Raw genomic sequence first — 18,822 nt, forward strand, 5'->3', positions numbered from 1 at the left:
AGTCGAAGTTGGGGCGTTTGCCTCACTCTGTGCTATTCGCCCCCTCCCCCATCTCCAAAGATCATTGCGCAGCAACTGTGATATGATGAAGATACTTGGAGACGGACAACCCACATTTGGATACGGAGGATGAACAACAATGAGAATTGCATTTATTGGACTTGGCACGATGGGCAAACCGATGGCGATGCATCTTCAGCGCGCAGGACATACGCTAGCCGTATACAACCGCAACCGCGACAGAGCGCGTGACTTTGAGGGGCTGGAGTCGGTTACGGTCGTCTCTACGCCAAAGGACGCTGCGGGACAAGCAGATATTGTTTTCACGATGCTGACGGATGATGCGGTAGTGGAGGCAGTTTATTTGGGAGAGGATGGAATATTGTCTGCTTGTACAGATGATGCTTTCGGTACACCAAAGATTGTCGTGGATTGCAGCACCATCTATCCCGATACAACCACGATGCTGGCAGAGCGTCTGGCGGCAGTCGGCGTCGATATGCTGGATGCGCCGGTATCGGGCAGCGAGCCGCATGCCATCGAAGGCATTTTGACCTTTATCGTTGGAGGCAAAAAGGAAGCGTATGAGACTTGCCTTCCCCTGTTCGAGCTAATGGGCCGAAAAGCGCTCTATATGGGGCCTAACGGAACTGGAGCCAATGCGAAGCTGGCGAACAACCTCATTGTCGCCGCCAATATAACAGCGCTGGCTGAAGGCATGTCCATTGTTCAGAAGTCCGGCGGCAACCCGGAGCTGTTTCTGGAGATTCTGGCTGGCGGAGGCGCGCGCAGTGCTGCGGCCGAGGTGAAGGGTCCACGCATTCTAAACCGCGACTTCTCGCCGCAATTCATGGCCCAGCTCATGTTCAAGGACATCAAGCTCGCCGGCCGTCTCGCTCAATCCCTGCAAGTGCCAACCCCTATTCAAGCTACGGTGCAACAGCTGTTCCAAATGACATGCAACAGCGGTCTCGGGCAAGAAGATCTGAGTGCCGTCGCGAAGACTTATGAGTCGTGGATCGGGCAGACGATCGGGGAGAATTTGGAGAAGAAATAAATTGTATAAAGAGAGTGCCGAGAGCGACCTTTCTGTCGCTTTCGACACTCTCTTTTATGTTATTCAACTTTTCTAAACGATCTCGCACCTACGTGAGACAACGGCCGGTTGTTGGCCCTTGTGGATGAATTGGATATTTTCAATCCACGCACCTAAATAAGGTGCGACATTTCCTACAGGCATGTTGCCTGTGCAACTAATTATTTCAATCCACGCACCTACACAAGGTGCGACAGCGATTTTCAGCCAAGAATACGACCTTTAATCACTTTTCACTTAATCCATCAATTCTATCCATTTTATATACTCTCTCATTTCAAAAACACTATTTCATGCCATCAAATTGGTGCGAATCCCCCAGGGATTTCATGTGCGCTTTACATTCGCACCAACGCTTAGCACTACACCCGTATGACACGAATCACTTTGTCAAAAGTATAAGCCAACCATCATTTTTTTACAATTTCATTCTCGTCCGAACTTCAACCCCGCAATTCAAAAGAAATGATACCTGTCCCAATCGGTTATAGTAAGCATATACCTTAAATTCACGGGAGGATGCTAACCAATGGGAAAGTTGAAGCCGTACATCATTTCGGAGAATGCCCGAACGCAGGGCCAATTCTACATAGACGCGCTTGGAGGTCGGCTGATGTCGGCCATGACGCACGAGGAAGCCATGGGAGCGCAGCACGATGACAAGGACAAAGTCATGCATATGTGCATTGAGGTCGCAGGCGAGAACTACATCTTCTTGGCGGATGGCATGGAGCCGTTCACTCATGGTTCCGGGCTATATCTATCCCTGGAGCTGGATTCGGAGTCGCAAGCTCGCGAAGCATTCGAGAAGCTTTCGGATGGAGGACAAGTGAAGTACCCGTTCGAGTTCCAGCCGTTCGGCTTATATTTGGGTGAAGTTAAGGACAAATACGGTGTATGGTGGATGATTACAGCGCAAGGCGAAGCAAACTAAGCACGCGATCTCGAATATGCCCTTCCCCAATTAAAAAGACGAGCTCATATCCCTTCGGATATAGCTCGTCTTTTCCATTTAAACTTCCACTGACAACAAGTCCAACCTTAGAAAATCGTCGGCACCATTCCCCCGTCCATCCGGATCGGCGATCCTCTGAACGCAGAGGCATACGGACTGCACACAAAGGCTGCCAGTCTGCCGATTTCCGCTGGCCGGATGAATCGCTGAAGCTCGGACTGGGGCAGATTGCTCTTTATAAATTGCTTTTCTTTTTCCGAAAAAGTCATGCCTTCATCCGTATAGATACCGTCGATGATCCCATGAACATTTTCCGATAGCGTTGGCCCCGGCATGATCGTGTTGACGGTTACCTCTGTGCCTGCCGTTAATTTGGACAAGCTCTTGGCCAGCGACAGCAGCATCGACTTGGTCGCGGCATATTGCGGCATTTGGCCGGATGGCATGACGGCTTCTTCGCTCGCTATGAAGATCACCCGGCCATCATTGCGATTCACCATGCCTGGCAAATAAAATCTGGTCAGCGCATTGGCTGCGAGAACATTGGTGCGAATATATTTCTCCCAAACCTCATCGTCCGCTTGCTCATACGGCATGATTTCATAAATGCCCATATTGTTCACCAGAATATCAATCGCGGGATGCTGCTGGAACAAGCCCTCTCTTTGCCCCGCATCGACCAGATCAGCTGTTGCCTTAAGCGGCGAAGTATCAGGAAAAGCCGCCTTTATCTCCTGCACCGTACGTTCCGCTTCTTCCTCATTCCGGCCGTTTATGAGCACATTCGCGCCTTCTCTAGCCAGCTCATAGGCAATGGCTTTGCCGATGCCCTTCGTCGATCCTGTTACAAGAGCCGTTTTATTGGATAATCCCATATTCATCAATAATCACCTTCCCATTATTGTCGCTCAAGACATGGCCCTGAGCTCCGGATAGGCATTAGTTTACCGCTTATGGATTGTCCGGTAACTAGCGCAATGCGCCAACATTCTTGCATCACACGCCAAATGAACTGCAAGGTTAATCTCATCCATTGTCTGCAGCTACTCGTCTACAACAATCCGTTCTGCCCGCCAATGCGATGGCGTATCCCCCTCCCAATAACGGAAGGCCCGGTAAAATGAATTTTGGTCCTCATAGCCCAGCAGGAAAGCGACCTCTTTAATATCCAACGAAGGGTCCGACAGATACTCGCGCGCCTGCTCATGTCTGACCTCTGCCAGCAGCTGCTTGAAGCTTGTATGCTCATCCGCAAGCCTGCGCTGCAAGGTGCGTTCACTGATGCCAAGCTCCTTCGCTATCTTCCCCATATCAGGGCTTCCTCCGGCAAGGCTGCGCTTCATCATCCATTTCACCTTCTCGGTTATAGAGCTGTTGTTCAGCTCCTCCTCCAAGGACCGGTCCAGCACCGGTGTGAGAATCTCAAGTAATTCTTCGTTATAGGAGATAAAGGGGCGATCCAGATCTCTTCTATTCAATGTCAGTCGATTGCAAGCTGCATTCACTCGAACGCGGCAGCCGAAGTAAGCTTCAAGAACCTGCACATTCCCCATAGGCTGCGAAAACTCCACCAGCTGCGCGGTTAAATACTGTCCGGTCCCCCGGCGTCCAAGCTCCAGGAGATACGCCAGCGTAATCCCGATCAGCATCGCCGGACCTTGTTGTCCGGCGTTATACAGCCATGCAAGTTCAATAGTACACTTCTCGCCCTGCTCGGTGATGAGCAAGCTTTCCGGGGGACATAACTGCTTATAGCGCGCCATGCGGTGCAGCGCATCCCGATAATCGCGGGCATGGTAAGTCGCCAGGACGGTAGGCGGATATTTCGCCGTCTCATACAAGGTGGCCAGCTTGACGATGCCCTCTGCGGTATCGCCCATCAGATCGGAGTAAGCTTGCCAGATAGCAAAATATTCCGCGGCAGTCACTGCCGGCTCTTGAATAATGGCCAGAGGCAGTCCGGCTTTGCGCGCAATATCATCCGCTGCAATTCCCGCCAGACGCACGCCATCCCAGAAGCCCGGCGGGAACTTGATACGGCTTGCCAGATCAGTGTTCATACCGCCAGCCCCTCCTTGTCATATAAAGCATAAATCATCGATTCGCAGCTCCGCTCTTATGAAAGACTTGTATGACTATGGTACCTCATTAAGCCCATGAATAAAAATAAAGCGCTTAATCTTATGTCCATGGCCGCCAGACATTCCTTCCTCCGAAAGCCAAACTAATGTCAAAGTCAGACAAAATGAAAAAAGGGCTTGAATTAAATTTTAATTAACGTTAAATTATTTTTAACGTTAACATAAATTAAACGATGGTTTATGCAAAGTACAAACCATCGTTGAAAGGAGGATTCAGATGAGTATCCCTGCAGCCCAGACTTATACCTCGCCCACGGCTTCATCTCCCATGCGCGCGTTGCTGCTGCACAAGCCCTTCCTTGTGCTGCTCTTTGCCAAAATGGTTACCCGATTCGGAGATTCTATCGATTCCATTGCCTATAGCTGGATGGTGTATCAGCTTACCGGTTCCAAAATGCTCATGGGGGGCTTATTTGCGCTCAATTTTGTGCCGGGCATTTTGTTCAGCCTGTTCGCAGGCGTTCTTGTCGACCGCTTGCCTAAGAAACCGCTTCTTATCCTGTCGTACGCCTCAAGATTTGCAACTGTCGCCTTAACGGTGCTGCTGTTCTCTATCGGCCAGCTTAGGCCATGGCATCTATTCTTATTTACGTTAATGAACTCTTCCTTTGAGTGCTTCTCCAATCCTGCCGAGACCTCGCTAATCCCAAGGCTGCTGCCGAAGCATCTGCTGCTCAGCGGCAATTCCATCCTTACATCCTCTTCCCGGATTGCCGAGCTTGCCGGGCTGGCCCTGACTGGCCCGCTTATCGCATGGATCGGGATTGCCGGCGCCATCTGGGTCGATTCAGGAGCCTTTCTGCTGTCTGCTCTGATCCTGTTGTTTATTCGAATTCCTGCCACTGAAGACGAACAGGCTGCGAAAGCAGCAGAAGCGAAGCCGCCACAATTCTGGCAGCAGCTCCATGAAGGGCTGAGCTTTATACGCTCTGAGCGAATCATGATCTACACCTTAAGCACAAGCGCTGTAATCAATGTCGGCCTGACCCCGCTTAATGTCATGCAGCCGGTCTATGTCCAGGACATTCTGCAGTCCGGTCCGGCCACGCTAAGCGTGCTGGGAGGCTCGATCACCCTGGGCATGATTCTAAGCGGGCTGGCAATGGGAGCTTGGGGAGGACGGTTCCGCCGAAGCACGCTGATCGTAACCGGCTGCTTCCTGCTTGGAATCGGGCAAATCTGCTTGTTTATTCCGTCGCTGATTTCTTTGCAGCCGCTATTCCTTGCGGGAGTGGGTGCTTTCGCCAGCGGGCTGGCGCTTCCCTTCATCAGCACGACATCGGCAACGTATATGATGGAGGCCGCTCCCCAAGCGATGCTCGGCCGCGTCAGCTCCGTATCGAGTATGATCGGCGTTGCCTTCATCCCGATCGGCTCCCTTACTGTCGGCGCTGCAGGCAGCCTATTCAGCGTGGAATGGCTTTTTCTAGGGGCAGGCATCCTGGTGTTGATTCCTCCATTCTTTCTCCTGACGCAAAAAAAATTCATGAAAATATAGTATACTGAAGACTGACTATACTTCTCCAGGAGACAGGAAGTGGCCGATATCGATAAAAAAGTGCTGACGACGATCGAGGAAATCCGCATTTTCTCCGACCCGTACCGAATGAAGATTATGAACCAGTTCCATAAGGCTTCGCATCCGGTTACGATCAAGGAAATCGCCGACAAGCTGGGAGAGGTTCCCGCCAAGGTCTACTATCATGCGCGCAAGCTGGAGAGCATCGGACTTCTGCAGATCGCGGAGACTAAAATGATTAATGGCATTACGGCCAAATATTATACAGCCTATGAAGGCACGATTGAGATCAACCAAGATCACGTGGACGACTCGATCAAAGAAATCTATGCCTCTGAGGCGCAGAAGCTGATCGCCCGAACCTTCGATGAAAGCAAAGATAAATATCTGACGAACAAAGCCTCTATTTCGGCAGGCGTTGCACTCTTAATGAATTCCGATCTTTATTTGACACCGGATGAAGCCAAGCAGCTGAAGGCTGACCTGGAGAAGCTCACACGCCAATACGGCAAAAAAACAAAGCCAGAGCAGGCCTCCTACCATTTCTTCACCTCCATGTCCCAAGATTCCGACTAAGCGGACGCTCAGGTTACGAAGAATTCAGAAGCCGGAATAGACAAGCGGCAGCCATGGACCTTTAGTCCGGCTGCCGCTTCTCTTTATTCAAAATCCCCCATAATCAGCTGATCCAATGTCGTCCCGCCAAGAACCATCGGATATACATTCTCTTCCCTAGGAATCACAAATTCCACCAGCACCGGTCCCGCTGTATCCAGCGCCTCCCGCCAGACGCGGCCCGCCTCGGTCTTGGTCCTCGCTCTCAATCCCTTGACGCCGTAAGCTTCCGCAAGCTTCACAAAGTCGGGACTGCCCGCCAGCTCGATCTGGCTGTATCGCCTCTCGTACATGAGCTCCTGCTGCTGCCTTACCATCCCCAGCACTTCATTGTTAAGGACAACAATCTTCACGGGAATGTTCTGAATGGCGCAGATCGCAAGCTCCTGTGCGCACATCTGCATGCCGCCGTCGCCATTGATCGATATGACCAGCCGGTCAGGGTTCCCGATCTGGGCGCCGATAGCGGCTGGGAAGCCGAAGCCCATAGTCCCTAGTCCCCCTGAAGTCACGAGCGAACGGGGATGATTGAACTTGTAGAATTGAGCGGTCCACATTTGATGCTGGCCAACATCCGTCGTTATAATCGCTTGGCCTTCCGTCGTCTGATGAATCATCTCCAGCACGTACTGCGGCTTAATCTCAGCTTCGGAATCCTTGTATCTCAGCGGATACTGGAACCTCATCTGCTGTACCTCTTCAATCCAGAGGGAGGATTGCGCAGGCTTGGCTTTGGCATTCGCGTAAGCCAGTACAGCTTTAATATCGCCGACACATGCAATATCCGTTTTTACGTTTTTGCCGATCTCTGCCGGGTCAATATCGATGTGGGCTATTCGTTTGGCCCGGGGTGCGAAGCCGTCCACCTTCATCGTTACCCGGTCATCAAAGCGCGCGCCGATGGAAATAATCAAATCCGCTTGTTGCACGGCCATGTTCGCTGCATACGTGCCGTGATGGCCCATCATGCCCAGACACCAATCGTGCCCGCTAGGGAAACCGCCTAATCCATGCAGTGTGGCAGCTACAGGAATACGGGTTTTATCCACAAATGCCAGCAGTTCGCTCGACGCGCCGGAATAGACGACTCCGCCCCCGGCGATAATGACTGGCTTCTCCGACTCGGCAATGGCCTGTATAAGCTGATCGACCGCCTCCCAGTTCGGGCTTGGAGCCCCTCCATATCCCCGCAAGCAGAGCTCATGGGCTGGCCTGTAAAGCATCTTGTGATTGGACACGTCCTTCGGAATGTCGATCAATACCGGGCCCTTCCTTCCTGTGCTGGCAATGTGGAAGGCCTCATGAACAATACGCGGCAAATCATTAACGTCGCGAACAAAATAATTATGCTTCGTGATCGGCATCGTCATGCTAATAATGTCCGCTTCCTGGAAGGCATCCGTGCCGATGACAGCCGTAGAGACATTGCCTGTAATAATGACCAGCGGAACCGAGTCCATATAGGCTGTCGCAATGCCGGTGATCAGATTGGTTGCGCCGGGTCCGGAGGTGGCGATGCATACGCCCGTCTTCCCTGTCGAGCGCGCATACCCGTCCGCCGCATGAATGGCTCCTTGCTCATGCCTGGTCAAAATATGCTTGAAATCCGGACGGTCTACCATTGCGTCATAGATGTACAGAACATTGCCCCCCGGGTAGCCGAATACACAATCTGTTCCTTCCTCCAGCAAGCAGCGCAGCAGCACCTCCGATCCGGTTATCCACTCCTGCTCCTGCTGCTGTTCCATGCCCGCCATTTTTTCTTTTCCCATTTAAGCTCCTCCTTCAATCAAAATAACCCCTCTCAGCAAGCAGTTATAGCTGCCACGCTGACAAGGGGCGAAGGGGAACATTTCGCGGTACCACCCTGGGTTTGCCGTCAACCTCACGGTCCACGGCCTCATGAGGCAAGGCTTCCCTTGCCTCCAGCACGATAACGTGTGCCAGTCCGTCTGGATCTACTCATCGAACCAGTGAGTCCGATTTTCCGCCAAAAAGCTCCGAGACGACATCGCATAAAGGGTTATGGCAAAGGTTCCACCGTTTCCTCTGCTCTCTGTACATAAGATCCCTTATGCTCTTCTCTTCATCGCTATATCCGTATCCATAAAGAAACCCCTCTCATCCTCGGCAGGCAGACGCAAGCTGCTTGCTGAAGGGACGAAAGGGGAACATTTTCGCGGTACCACCCTGGTTCGCCGGAAACCTCGCGGTCTCTGGCCTCATGAGGCAAGGTTTCCTTGCCTGCAGCACAGTAACGTGTGCCAGTCCGTCTGGATCTACTCATCGAACCTGGAGGGGTCCGATTTTCTGCCAGAAAGCTCAGAGGGTGACATCGCATAAAGGGTTATGGCAAAGGTTCCACCGTTCCTCTGCTCTCTGTACATAAGGGCCCTTATGCTCTTCTCTTCATCGCTATATCCGTATCCATAAAGAAACCCCTCTCATCCTCGGCAGGCAGACGTAATCTGCCGTACTTGAAGGGACGAAAGGGGAACATTTCGCGGTACCACCCTGATTCACCGGAAACCTCGCGGTCTCTGGCCTTATGAGGCAAGGCTTTCCTTGCCTGCTGCACGGTAACGTGTGCTTAATCCGTTTGAGTCTACTCACCGAACCCTGGTCAGAGTCGGCTTTCTGTCAAAATGCTCCGAGACGACATCGTACAAAGGAATATGGCAAAGGTTCCACCGTTCCCTCTGCTCTCTGGACATAAGAGCCCCCGTACTTTCTTCTCTTCATCGCAACATTTATTGTTTTTCATGGTAACACAGAATATTGGGATTATCAATTGGATCATGGCACACTTCCCGCTACTCTCCGTGCTCCAGCAAGCGCCTTGCCGTAATATGATCCGTCACAAGCACGTTCGCGTAGCCTCCGTTCAAGGCTCCGATGATTCCGGCGATCTTGTTCATCCCGCCAGCGACCAGAACCGTCCTGTCCTTGCGCTTCAGCTCCTCCAGGCTTATGCCGATCGTGCGCTGATCAAGCTCCTCTGAGCAAATTACACCTGCCTTGTCGATATAGCGGGAGCAGATATCGCCTGCTGCATTCGAACGGATAATGCCCTTCTCCTCTTCGGTGAAATAATCGGCCCGAATCAGCACCGAATCCTCGCTTGGCGCGCCTACGGTAATGACGGCGATATTGGCCTGCTTGCCAAGCTCCAGGATGCCGCGGATATGGCGGTCCTTCTCAATCGTCTGCTTCACGACCTTATGGTCGACCAGTGCCGGCAGCGGGATGAAATACGGCATAGTGCAGAACGCCTTGCCGAACAAATGGACAACCTCATGCGCATACGTATTCGTCTCCGAATGGCTGACGCCGCCGTTCAACTGCACGACCTTCACATCGCGGAGGGGTTTATGCTTCAGCTGCCGGGCCACCTGGTACAGCGTCGTTCCCCATGTGACGGCAATAATGTCGCCGTCCAAGGCCGTATCATACAGGTAATGCGCCGCCGCTTCGCCGATATAGGTTTTGACGACCTCGTTCTCGTAGCTCGATACGGGCGCGATGACCGCCTTTTGCAATCCGAATCTCGATTCCAGTCCTGCCGCCAGGGCGTCATAGCTTTCGCCCGGATGGACGATCTTGATCTGCACATAACCTTCGTCTCTGGCCTGCTGCAGAAACCTTGAGATGGTCGGGCGCGACACGCCGAGCTTCTGGGCGATCTCCTCTTGATTCAGATTCGATTCGTAATACATTCTTGCTGCGTCAATCATCTTGCCGAGCTTGTCATCCGATCGTTCATCCGCCATCCTGTCCACTCTTTTCCGCCGAAATTTTACCTCCTACACTATACTAGACGACCGTTCAATTGACAATGGCCGCCGCTTGCGCAGGCAACAAACGTCCCGGCTCACTCAGGCCGTGAGCCGGGACGCTGTGTTCGTTAAGACAGAAATATGGGATAAAGCCTTACTCTTGCTTGCTCTTCACGTAATCCAGCACGGACAGCAGCAGCGTCACAACTTGTGCTCTTGTGGCGTACGCTTCCGGCACGAAGCGGTTGCCTCCCATACCTTCCACCAATCCTGCTGTGGCTGCCGCCGCAATGTACGGCTGCGCCCATGGCTGAATGTCGTTCGTATCGGCAAAGGCCGGCTTCGCATTGGGATCAACCTTGATGCCGAGCGCACGGACCAGAATCACGGTCATCTCGGTCCGGGTGAGCGGCTTCGATGGACGCAGCGTATGATCCTCATACCCCGTAATAACCTCATCCTCAATCAGTCGGGCGAAGAAGCCTTGCGCCCAGGCCGGCACTTGCCCGGCATCCGCGAAATTCAATTTGCCATTCGCAGCTTGGTCAAGCTTAAGCGCGCGGCCGACCATCGTCACAAACTCCGCTCTTGTCGCCTGGCCGTCCGGACGGAAGCTTCCGTCCCCGTAACCGTTGACGATCCCCGAAGCTACCGCTTTGTTGATCGATTCCTTAGCCCAGTGGTTGCCCACATCTTCAAACGATGCCTCCAGTGCTGGTGTTGGTGTTGGTGTTGGTGTTGGTGTCGGTGTCGGCGTTGGTGTTGGCGTCGGTTCCGGCGTTGGCGTCGTTGGTGTAGTCGGCGTCGTTGGCGTTGGTGTCGGCGTCGGAAGCGGACTTCCTTTCAAGTCGACAATTCTTCCTTCAACAGCCGATGTCTTAGCCGTAATTGTGCCTGCCTTCTGAATATAATTGGTGAGCACCTCGTAATCCGGCAAGTACAGCAGATTGACGCGCCCTTCATTATAAGCTTTCTCGAGAGAAGCATAGAAGTCGCCGCCCTTGGCTGTAAATGCGTTCGTAGCTACCTCATAAGTCTTATTCAGCTCAAGCGGCACGTAACGATTGCCGTTCTTCACCTCGATACGCACGACGCGTTCGTTCACCGGCTTCGTAGAGTCATAATCGAAGCGCATGCCTGCGATATGCGGGAAGCGGCCGTCCTTCGTCGTTGTAATCGTGGATACGCCGTTCTCCATCGCATCCTTGATTTCTTGTCCTGTCAGCATGATCGTAACCAGATCATTGTTGAACGGAAGCACGGTCAGCACTTCGCCTTGCGTAATCGGGCCCTCGTTGATGGAATCTCGAATGCCGCCTCCGTTCTGAAGCGCGATGACCGCATTGGTGCCTGCCGCCTTGGCTGCACTCAGCATGCCGTCAGCAATCAGGTTGCCGAGATTCGTCTCCTTGGAGCGTACATCCGCCCGTACGCCGTTCAGCACAACTTCCGTGTTGCCGACTACGGTTTCGGTAAGCTCCATAATGCCCGGCTTATATTTGGTATCCAGAATCTGCTTCGCCTCTTGATCCTCCGCGATGACATAGCCCGCGCCATCCTTCGCATCAATGGAGATCAGCTCTTCATCCCAGTCAACCAGTACGCCCGCTTCATCGAACAGAACCTTCAGTCTGCCGAGGAACTGGCCTTTCTCGCCGGTCTGTACAATAAGCTTCGGCGCATTCGGCTGAGTGCGGTCTACTACCGCTTCATCCAGCTTGGTATGGCTATGTCCGCCGACGATGATATCAATGCCAGGGACAGCTTTGGCAAGCTCCAGATCCGCCTCATAGCCCAAGTGGGACAGAACGATAATTTTGTTGATGTTCTCCGCTTCCAGCATAGCCACGGTATCCTTGGCGCTCTGGACCGCGTTCTTGAATTTCACATCGCCCGGAGATGCGATATTCGCCGTATCCTCCGTCGTCAGGCCGATAATGCCTACTTCCTCGCCATCTACATTCATAATAATAGCCGGGTAGATATTCTTCTTCATGCCTGGCTTGCCGATCTCGTTCTTGAACATGCCCTTCAATATCGCATCCGCTGTGAAATCCACGTTGGACGACACGAACGGGAACGCGGCATTGCCAATGAACTCGGACAGCACTAGCGAGTTTTTGTCGAACTCGTGATTGCCGAACGTCATCGCGTCGTAGCCGACCAAATTCATGAACTCCAGGTCCGCTTGGCCCAAATATTTGTTGAAATACAGCGTACCGGAGAATACGTCTCCCGCATCGACGAGAAGCGGATTCGTCGCGCTTGCCTTGGCTTCCTTGATCGCCGTCACGCGGCGCAGAATGCTGTTCGGCGAGCTTGTGGTATCCAGGTTCGCATGGGTATCATTCGTGTGCAATATCGTAAGCGGGAAGCCCTCTCTCAGGTCAACCTGCGCCATCACCGCGTCGTGGTCGGATACACGGCCTGCTGAAGGAGAGAAGTCCGCGTTCAAGTGAACCACATCTACTTCTGCGCTCGCAGACAGATTTTTGCTGACCAGGATATGGTCAAGCACCTGCGAGTTGCCGTCAAATGTATACGTGTAACGCTCATTCAGCGGCAGCTTGTCGATCAGATTGTCCAGCTCATTGCCTTTCAGAATAGCGGCTGTGTCGGTGAACTGGAAGTCATTCAAGTCACCCAATGCGACGATATTGGCATCCGGATTTTGCGCCAGTACGTTCTTCACGAAGCCGTTCACAACGGCTGCGATCTTATGGCGCTGCGCCTCGCTAGACAGCACTGGAGGCTGAACGACGCCGAACGGTCCGTTATCGCCCGATTTGGAATTGAAATGGTTGGCGATCACAATGACCTTTTTGCCTTTGAATACGAACTGAGCGGCAAGCGGCTTACGCGAGCTCGCAAACACTGTATTCGCAGGGTCAATTCGGCCCGGATTATGGGTCAACTCATCTGTTGCAGCTGTATATTGGACGGCCTGGGTTGCGCTGCCCTTGCCATTTGCGCTGCTTGCCAGACTTACGCGATCCGGATTGTACAGGAAGCCGACGCGGATATTGCCGCCCGGCGCTCCGCCATCCTGCTTATTCTGCGGCGCAATGTCCGTATAGATATATTCAGGGCCGCCCTTGGCTTTAATCGCCGCAATCAGAGCAGAGGCGTCTGCCTCGACCAAGCCCGTGTCAGCCTCGCCGTTGCCGTCCTGCATCTCGACGACGCCGATAATATCCGGCTTCTTCATATTGGAGACAATGGACTCTGCCAGCTTGTTTGTCTTATCCGCCCCTACGCCCGGATAGTAGTTCTCGATGTTGTAGGAGGCGATTAGCAGCTTGTTGTTATCCACTTCAATTGTCGTCGTTTCCTGCTGGAACGTGCCCCGTTCAATGGAAGGAAGATCACCGCTCGCCGGAATGACTTTGAAGTTTCCGTTGTTGTAGCCAATTACCCCGGTCACGTCTGCTGTGAATTTGTCGCCTGTGCTCACCTCTTGACCCGGATTGCCGTAAGCGATCAGCAGACGCTGCGGGTTCAAGTTGCCCAGCTCCTTCAGCACGAGGCCTCCGGCAGGCGTAATGACATCCGTGCCGTCGTTCTCTATGCGTGTCGGAATGTTGTATACCATGGAACTGCCGCCGCCGCTTGTCCAGTACGGGCTAAGAATGGTCGGCGTCGGCAGCGTTACGAGCATGCCTTCGAGCGATTCATAGAAGTCGATCGCATCCTCTTCCGGCTGGAATTCCTGCATCGCATCATTGTCGATGATCGAGGACGGGATGACTCTGCCGTTTTTGCCCAGCACCACCGGCTCCGGCATCTTGTAATTATGATCCGGCGTGATCGTTCTCGAGGTCATCGTAATCTGTGTCGAGGTCAGATTGCTGGCGCTGCCTTCATTGTATTCGGATACTGTGCCCGATACGGCAACCAGATCGCCGATCGCCGGCTTCAATGCCGCGTTCGTGCTGTAGACAAAAATCCCTTCGGAAGTCTTGTCGTTATCGTCCGGCTGCGGATCTTGCATGAAGAAGCCCTTGTAAGCTCCTGTAGCGAAGGTGTAGCCGTACTGCGTTACAATGCCTTCAATATCCGATACTTGCTGGCCGTCGAAGTCCGATTGATGGGACTCGCCTTGAATATCGTGAATCCGTACCTGCTCGGACACCTCATAAGCGAAAGTATATACATCGCTCTCCTGGGCATCGGCAATGGCGATCGCTTTGATGACAACATCCTCATTGACCTGGATCGGTCCGCCGTACAGCTTGCTTGCAGCCGTCGGCTCAGAGCCGTCAAGGGTATAGTAGATCTTTGCGCCGCTCATTGGGCTTGTGAGCACCACATCGCCGCCGGCAATAATGCGGCCCGCTCCCGGGCTTGCCATAACCGACAGCAAGTTCTCCACAAGCGCCGTCTCGCCAAGCGGAATGAACTGATAATCCGCGTTGAATTGCTTGATAACGCCCGTAATCTTCTCGAATGTTGCTCCTGCTTTCAATTTGGACAGGCTCGAGTAGATCGTGAACGTATCGCCGCCTTGGCTTGCCGTCACACGGCTGCCGTTCACGGCCTCAATCTTCACATTCTCCAGCGTAACCAGCTCTGCCTCATGAGCCTCGCCATTGGCTGTCGACAGGTCAGCCCCAGTCAGCAGCTTAGGCTCCGGCAATCCGGCATTTTCTTCTACTACCTTGTAAGTCAATCCAGTCTGCGGCTTAAGCTCCTGCAGATTGCTATAGATCTCCATGACGCCGCCAGCTTCCACACGGTCGCCGACTTTGGCGAAGTTGTTGAAGCCATACAGCACAATACCGGCTGTCTCGTCCTGGATGTACATTTCTGCGCCATCGATGAAGGTGACTATACCTTCCGTCAACGCATTTTGACCCTTATCTCTCACTCGGGTGGCGGCTACATCCGATTTCTCCAGAATCGTATAGTCGAAGGTCGATTCCGGGCTGTCAGACATGCCGTCAGCCTTTGCGTAAGCCTTGATCGTCGTCGCTTCGTTAATAGCGATTGGTCCTGTGTATGGCTCGTAAGCACCCGCTCCAAGGGCCGCCTCGATCGAAGCGCCTGCCGTAGCCGTGTTCAGCGTGACTTCCGTTCCCGCAGGCCATGCATTAGACTCTGGCGAAGCTGTCACGGCGCTTACCGCCAGCTCATTGAAGGAGCTGTTGCGCGGGTCAGGAGCCTTGACCTCGAAATCCGCCAGGTTATTGTCCGTGTCCTCGCCGCGGCTGGTGCTTGGCGCGCCTGCAGCCGCTTTCCGAATCGCCGCCGTTGTGTTCGTCAGCGGCAGAGTCGGGCTCGTCTCGGATTGATTGGCAGTACCATAGCCGACCAGGTCGATGGTGCTGCCGGAGCCGTCTACCAAGTCTACCTTTCCGTTGGTTCCGGCCATAGCCAGAGAACCGATTACATCGGGAGCCGGCAAGTCCTTTGTTCCGCCTGTCCCTGCAGCTTGCTGTATAAGATAATACCCTTTGGCTTCAATCGTTCCGTTAATTGGGGTCACATTTGAATCGTTGCTGAACGTCCCGGCAGCGCTTGCATAACGCACCTTCCAGTCCGTCATCGTGACGGCTTGATCCGTCGGATTGTACAGCTCGATGAAATCGTGCTTGTACTCCGCTCCAGAGTTTCCGCCGCCTCCGTATACCTGTGAAATCACAACATGGCTTGCCTCTGCCGCCCTGGCGGGCGCGCCGATACTGCCGAGCGTGCTGCCAGCCAGCAATACAGCCGCCAGCACCATGCCTGTCTTTCTCTTCATACGAGAAATCCATCCCTGCATGTCTCTTATCTCCTCTCTTTGCTTGGGGATTCCATGAACTAGATTCAGTACTAGAATCACGGCCTCATATAGAGTAGCCCCCGATTGTCATCGAAACGTCATCATGAAATTAAGTTCTGGTAAAGATGAACATTTGTTCATGACAAGGAACAGCTTATCTGGAGATTTTATTAAGCTGCTCGTCCATTTATGCGCAAACCATAACAAAAGGCTTCGCCGGTGAGGGCGAAGCCTTGGTTCCCGGCTTGATTGATTTTTGAAACCACCCTCACAAAATGACAAATGAAAACAACACATTATGCTATCCTTTTGCTTGCCCTAATTGACTATAATGATAGGCAAGAAGGAGCTGATCCGATGAAAAAGCCAAATATTTTGCTCATTACAAGCGACCAGCAGCATTGGAATACAATAGGCGCATTTAACCACGAAATCCATACTCCCAACCTGGACCGGCTGGTTCGTGAAGGGACAACGTTCAGCCGGGCTTACTGCCCCAACCCTACCTGTACGCCGAGCCGCGCATCGATGATTACCGGCATGTACCCAAGCCAGCATGGAGCTTGGACTCTTGGAACGAAGCTGCTTGAGGATCGCCACACCATCGGCGAAGACTTTCAGCAGGCCGGTTATCAGACCGCGCTGGTTGGCAAAGCCCATTTTCAGCCTTTGCATTCAACGGAACAATATCCATCGCTCGAATCGTACCCGATTCTTCAGGACCTGGATTATTGGAGAACGAATCAGGATTCTTTTTACGGCTTCTCTCATGTGGAGCTGGCACGAAATCATACCAACGAAGCGCATGTCGGGCAGCATTATGCCGCTTGGCTGGAGGATAAGGGCTGTACCAATTGGAGGGATTATTTCTTGCCGCCGACAGGCACCATGGATCCCAATCAAACTTACAAATGGCCAATCCCTGAGAAGTACCACTATAATACATGGATCGCTGAACGAACCAATGCTTTGCTAGAGCAATATAAAGAGAATGACGACAGTTTTTTCTTGTGGTCCAGCTTTTTCGATCCACATCCCGAATACCTGGTGCCTGAGCCATGGGATACGATGTACGATCCCGATCAGCTTACCATCCCCTCTCTGGTTCCGGGTGAACATGATCTGAATCCGCCGCATTTTGGGATGACACAGGAAGAAGCCCCTGACTTCACGGGCTTGCGGGAGAGCGGCTTCGACATCCACGGTTACCGCTCCCATCACTACTACGAATACGGCAGCAAGTTCAGGCTGACGGAGGAAGACAAGAAAAAATTAGTCGCCGTCTATTACGGCATGGTCAGCATGATGGATAAATATATCGGGACCATTCTGGATAAGTTGGACCAGCTCGGCATGGCCGATAATACCTTGATCGTCTTCACGACCGACCACGGCCATTTCTTCGGGCAGCACGGCTTGCAAGCCAAGGGAGGCTTTCACTACGAGGATTTGATCAAGCTTCCGTTCATTGTGAGATACCCGGGACATGTAGCGTCCGGCAAAACCTCTGCGGCTTTCCAATCGCTCGTCGATCTAGCCCCTACCTTCCTGTCTTTCTCCAATCTGCCTATCCCCCATGCCATGACAGGAGTAGATCAGAAGGAGGTGTGGCTCGGCACATCGGATCAGGCAAGGGACCATGCGATCTGTGAATTCCGGCATGAAGCAACCACCATTCACCAGAAGACGTACGTCGATGCGCGATATAAAATTACGGTTTATTACAACCAGACATACGGTGAGATATTCGACCTGCAAGAGGACCCAAACGAGCTTCGCAACTTGTGGGACAACCCTGATTACGCCGCCTTGAAATCAGAGCTTCTGCTCAAATACGCATGGGCCGAGCTTGGGAAGGAATCGATGCCGATGCCTAGAATTTGCCACGCTTAAACCGTCCGGTCTGAAGCAGAAAAGCCCGCAAGCTGAAGCCCATAAAAGCATGGCGCCAGCTTGCGGGCTTTATTGGAATAACGCGCTGCTATTCTATTCATCCGCCCTGATGTTAAAATGATAGGGACATCCATCACCCTTTAACATTGGAAGAGGTTGTGTGCATGATAGAGTTCATCCATGAATATGCGGAGCATTTATATCACACGCCTAATGCACTGGAGAAGCATAACGGCGTGATCCCTATACGTATAGGCTATAATGAGGCCAAGCCAAATTATCATATCGGACCGCGCTTTATCGCCTATTACAGCTTCCACTTCGTTCATGAAGGGCAGGTGACCTTGCGTGTGAACCAGGAAGAGATTGTCCTGACGCGAGGCGATCTGTTCGTGTTATTCCCGAATAGCATTCATGAATATTACATTACCCCTCATGAAGAACCTGCTCTCAAAATGTTCTGGGCGGCTGCCGAGGGCAAGCAAATGCCGCTAATCACCAGCCGTCTTGGACTTACGCTCAAAACTCCCTATATCAGAAACTTTTTCGACCAGGAGCTGGAGCAGTCGTTTTTTCAGTTCGCCTTAGAGTGGAAACATCTTGTGAAGCAGGATGACTTCACGTTAACGCAACGGTTTTACGCTTTACTGAATCAGATTGTCCAATTGTCCAAGCCGGCAGAGACAGCCTTAAGCTCCGATGATTGGGTAGCTACAAGCATAGACTACATTCACCTGTATTATAAGGAAGGCATCACCGTAACCGATATGGCCGATCATGTCGGGATCCACCGCTCGCATTTCTCCAACGTCTTTCGCCAGAAGGTCGGCATGCGGCCGCATCGGTACCTGACGAAGCTAATTATGGAGGATGCTATGAACATCGTGAGCACGACAGTGCTGCCGATCTCTCATATCGCTCTTTCTCTTGGGTATTCAGACGTGTACTCCTTTACTCATGCCTTTAAAAGCTACTATGGTCAGCCGCCAAGCTTCTATCGGAAGCCATAAGTGAATCGACAATAAGAAGCGGACTGCGCATCTTGCACAGTCCGCTTCTAAAT

General features: G+C 52.6%; 11 protein-coding genes. 6 read left to right on the forward strand and 5 right to left on the reverse strand.

Translation table 11 applies throughout. The annotated features are described in order from the left end of the window. Positions 1-139: 139 nt before the first annotated feature. On the forward strand, positions 140-1,057 hold the full coding sequence (locus D3P09_RS16885) for an NAD(P)-dependent oxidoreductase (RefSeq protein ID WP_120112330.1): 918 nt from the start codon (positions 140-142) through the stop codon (positions 1,055-1,057). A gap of 568 nt (positions 1,058-1,625) precedes the next feature. Continuing rightward, complete coding sequence (locus tag D3P09_RS16890) at positions 1,626-2,030, forward strand: VOC family protein (protein WP_120112332.1); 405 nt, start codon at positions 1,626-1,628, stop codon at positions 2,028-2,030. Positions 2,031-2,137: 107 nt separating this feature from the next. On the opposite strand, the gene D3P09_RS16895 is transcribed toward D3P09_RS16890, so the two are convergent. Both D3P09_RS16895 and D3P09_RS16900 read right to left on the reverse strand, forming a co-directional pair. Beyond that, positions 2,138-2,932 (reverse strand): SDR family NAD(P)-dependent oxidoreductase, encoded by a 795-nt coding sequence (locus D3P09_RS16895; RefSeq protein ID WP_120112335.1) that lies wholly within the window; start codon positions 2,930-2,932, stop codon positions 2,138-2,140. A 162-nt stretch (positions 2,933-3,094) separates the two neighbouring features. Further along, positions 3,095-4,111, reverse strand: coding sequence for an AraC family transcriptional regulator (locus tag D3P09_RS16900; RefSeq protein WP_120112338.1), 1,017 nt, complete (start codon positions 4,109-4,111; stop codon positions 3,095-3,097). Between the two features lie 298 nt (positions 4,112-4,409). Between D3P09_RS16900 and D3P09_RS16905 the strand changes: the two genes are divergently transcribed. Next, positions 4,410-5,690: an MFS transporter gene (locus D3P09_RS16905; RefSeq protein ID WP_120112341.1), complete on the forward strand. Its 1,281-nt coding sequence runs from the start codon at positions 4,410-4,412 to the stop codon at positions 5,688-5,690. A gap of 39 nt (positions 5,691-5,729) precedes the next feature. Then, positions 5,730-6,287, forward strand: coding sequence for an ArsR/SmtB family transcription factor (locus D3P09_RS16910; protein ID WP_120112343.1), 558 nt, complete (start codon positions 5,730-5,732; stop codon positions 6,285-6,287). An 83-nt stretch (positions 6,288-6,370) separates the two neighbouring features. Here the strand turns inward: D3P09_RS16910 and ilvB are convergent, their stop codons facing one another. The 3 genes from ilvB to D3P09_RS16925 all read right to left on the reverse strand — a co-directional run bounded on the left by ilvB (position 6,371) and on the right by D3P09_RS16925 (position 15,845). Next, the gene (gene ilvB, locus D3P09_RS16915) at positions 6,371-8,098 is read right to left on the reverse strand and encodes a biosynthetic-type acetolactate synthase large subunit (protein WP_120112345.1); all 1,728 of its coding nucleotides are present in this window, start codon (positions 8,096-8,098) and stop codon (positions 6,371-6,373) included. Positions 8,099-9,139: 1,041 nt separating this feature from the next. Next, positions 9,140-10,096, reverse strand: coding sequence for a sugar-binding transcriptional regulator (locus D3P09_RS16920; protein WP_120112347.1), 957 nt, complete (start codon positions 10,094-10,096; stop codon positions 9,140-9,142). Between the two features lie 160 nt (positions 10,097-10,256). After that, the gene (locus tag D3P09_RS16925) at positions 10,257-15,845 is read right to left on the reverse strand and encodes a 5'-nucleotidase C-terminal domain-containing protein (RefSeq protein ID WP_243644249.1); all 5,589 of its coding nucleotides are present in this window, start codon (positions 15,843-15,845) and stop codon (positions 10,257-10,259) included. A gap of 378 nt (positions 15,846-16,223) precedes the next feature. Between D3P09_RS16925 and D3P09_RS16930 the strand changes: the two genes are divergently transcribed. Next, the gene (locus tag D3P09_RS16930; RefSeq protein WP_120112351.1) at positions 16,224-17,759 is read left to right on the forward strand and encodes a sulfatase family protein; all 1,536 of its coding nucleotides are present in this window, start codon (positions 16,224-16,226) and stop codon (positions 17,757-17,759) included. A gap of 164 nt (positions 17,760-17,923) precedes the next feature. Further along, complete coding sequence (locus D3P09_RS16935; RefSeq protein WP_120112353.1) at positions 17,924-18,769, forward strand: helix-turn-helix transcriptional regulator; 846 nt, start codon at positions 17,924-17,926, stop codon at positions 18,767-18,769. Positions 18,770-18,822 lie beyond the last annotated feature (53 nt).

It is taken from the genome of Paenibacillus pinisoli (assembly GCF_003605435.1).
GTDB classification, from domain to species: domain Bacteria; phylum Bacillota; class Bacilli; order Paenibacillales; family Paenibacillaceae; genus Pristimantibacillus; species Pristimantibacillus pinisoli.

Coding starts and splice junctions, on each gene's coding strand:
- ilvB (WP_120112345.1), bottom strand. CDS start 8,098: ATGGGAAAAGAAAAAATGGCGGGCATGGAACAGCAGCAGGAGCAGGAG.
- D3P09_RS16920 (WP_120112347.1), bottom strand. CDS start 10,096: ATGGCGGATGAACGATCGGATGACAAGCTCGGCAAGATGATTGACGCA.
- D3P09_RS16895 (WP_120112335.1), bottom strand. CDS start 2,932: ATGAATATGGGATTATCCAATAAAACGGCTCTTGTAACAGGATCGACG.
- D3P09_RS16935 (WP_120112353.1), top strand. CDS start 17,924: ATGATAGAGTTCATCCATGAATATGCGGAGCATTTATATCACACGCCT.
- D3P09_RS16930 (WP_120112351.1), top strand. CDS start 16,224: ATGAAAAAGCCAAATATTTTGCTCATTACAAGCGACCAGCAGCATTGG.
- D3P09_RS16905 (WP_120112341.1), top strand. CDS start 4,410: ATGAGTATCCCTGCAGCCCAGACTTATACCTCGCCCACGGCTTCATCT.
- D3P09_RS16890 (WP_120112332.1), top strand. CDS start 1,626: ATGGGAAAGTTGAAGCCGTACATCATTTCGGAGAATGCCCGAACGCAG.
- D3P09_RS16925 (WP_243644249.1), bottom strand. CDS start 15,845: ATGAAGAGAAAGACAGGCATGGTGCTGGCGGCTGTATTGCTGGCTGGC.
- D3P09_RS16900 (WP_120112338.1), bottom strand. CDS start 4,111: ATGAACACTGATCTGGCAAGCCGTATCAAGTTCCCGCCGGGCTTCTGG.
- D3P09_RS16885 (WP_120112330.1), top strand. CDS start 140: ATGAGAATTGCATTTATTGGACTTGGCACGATGGGCAAACCGATGGCG.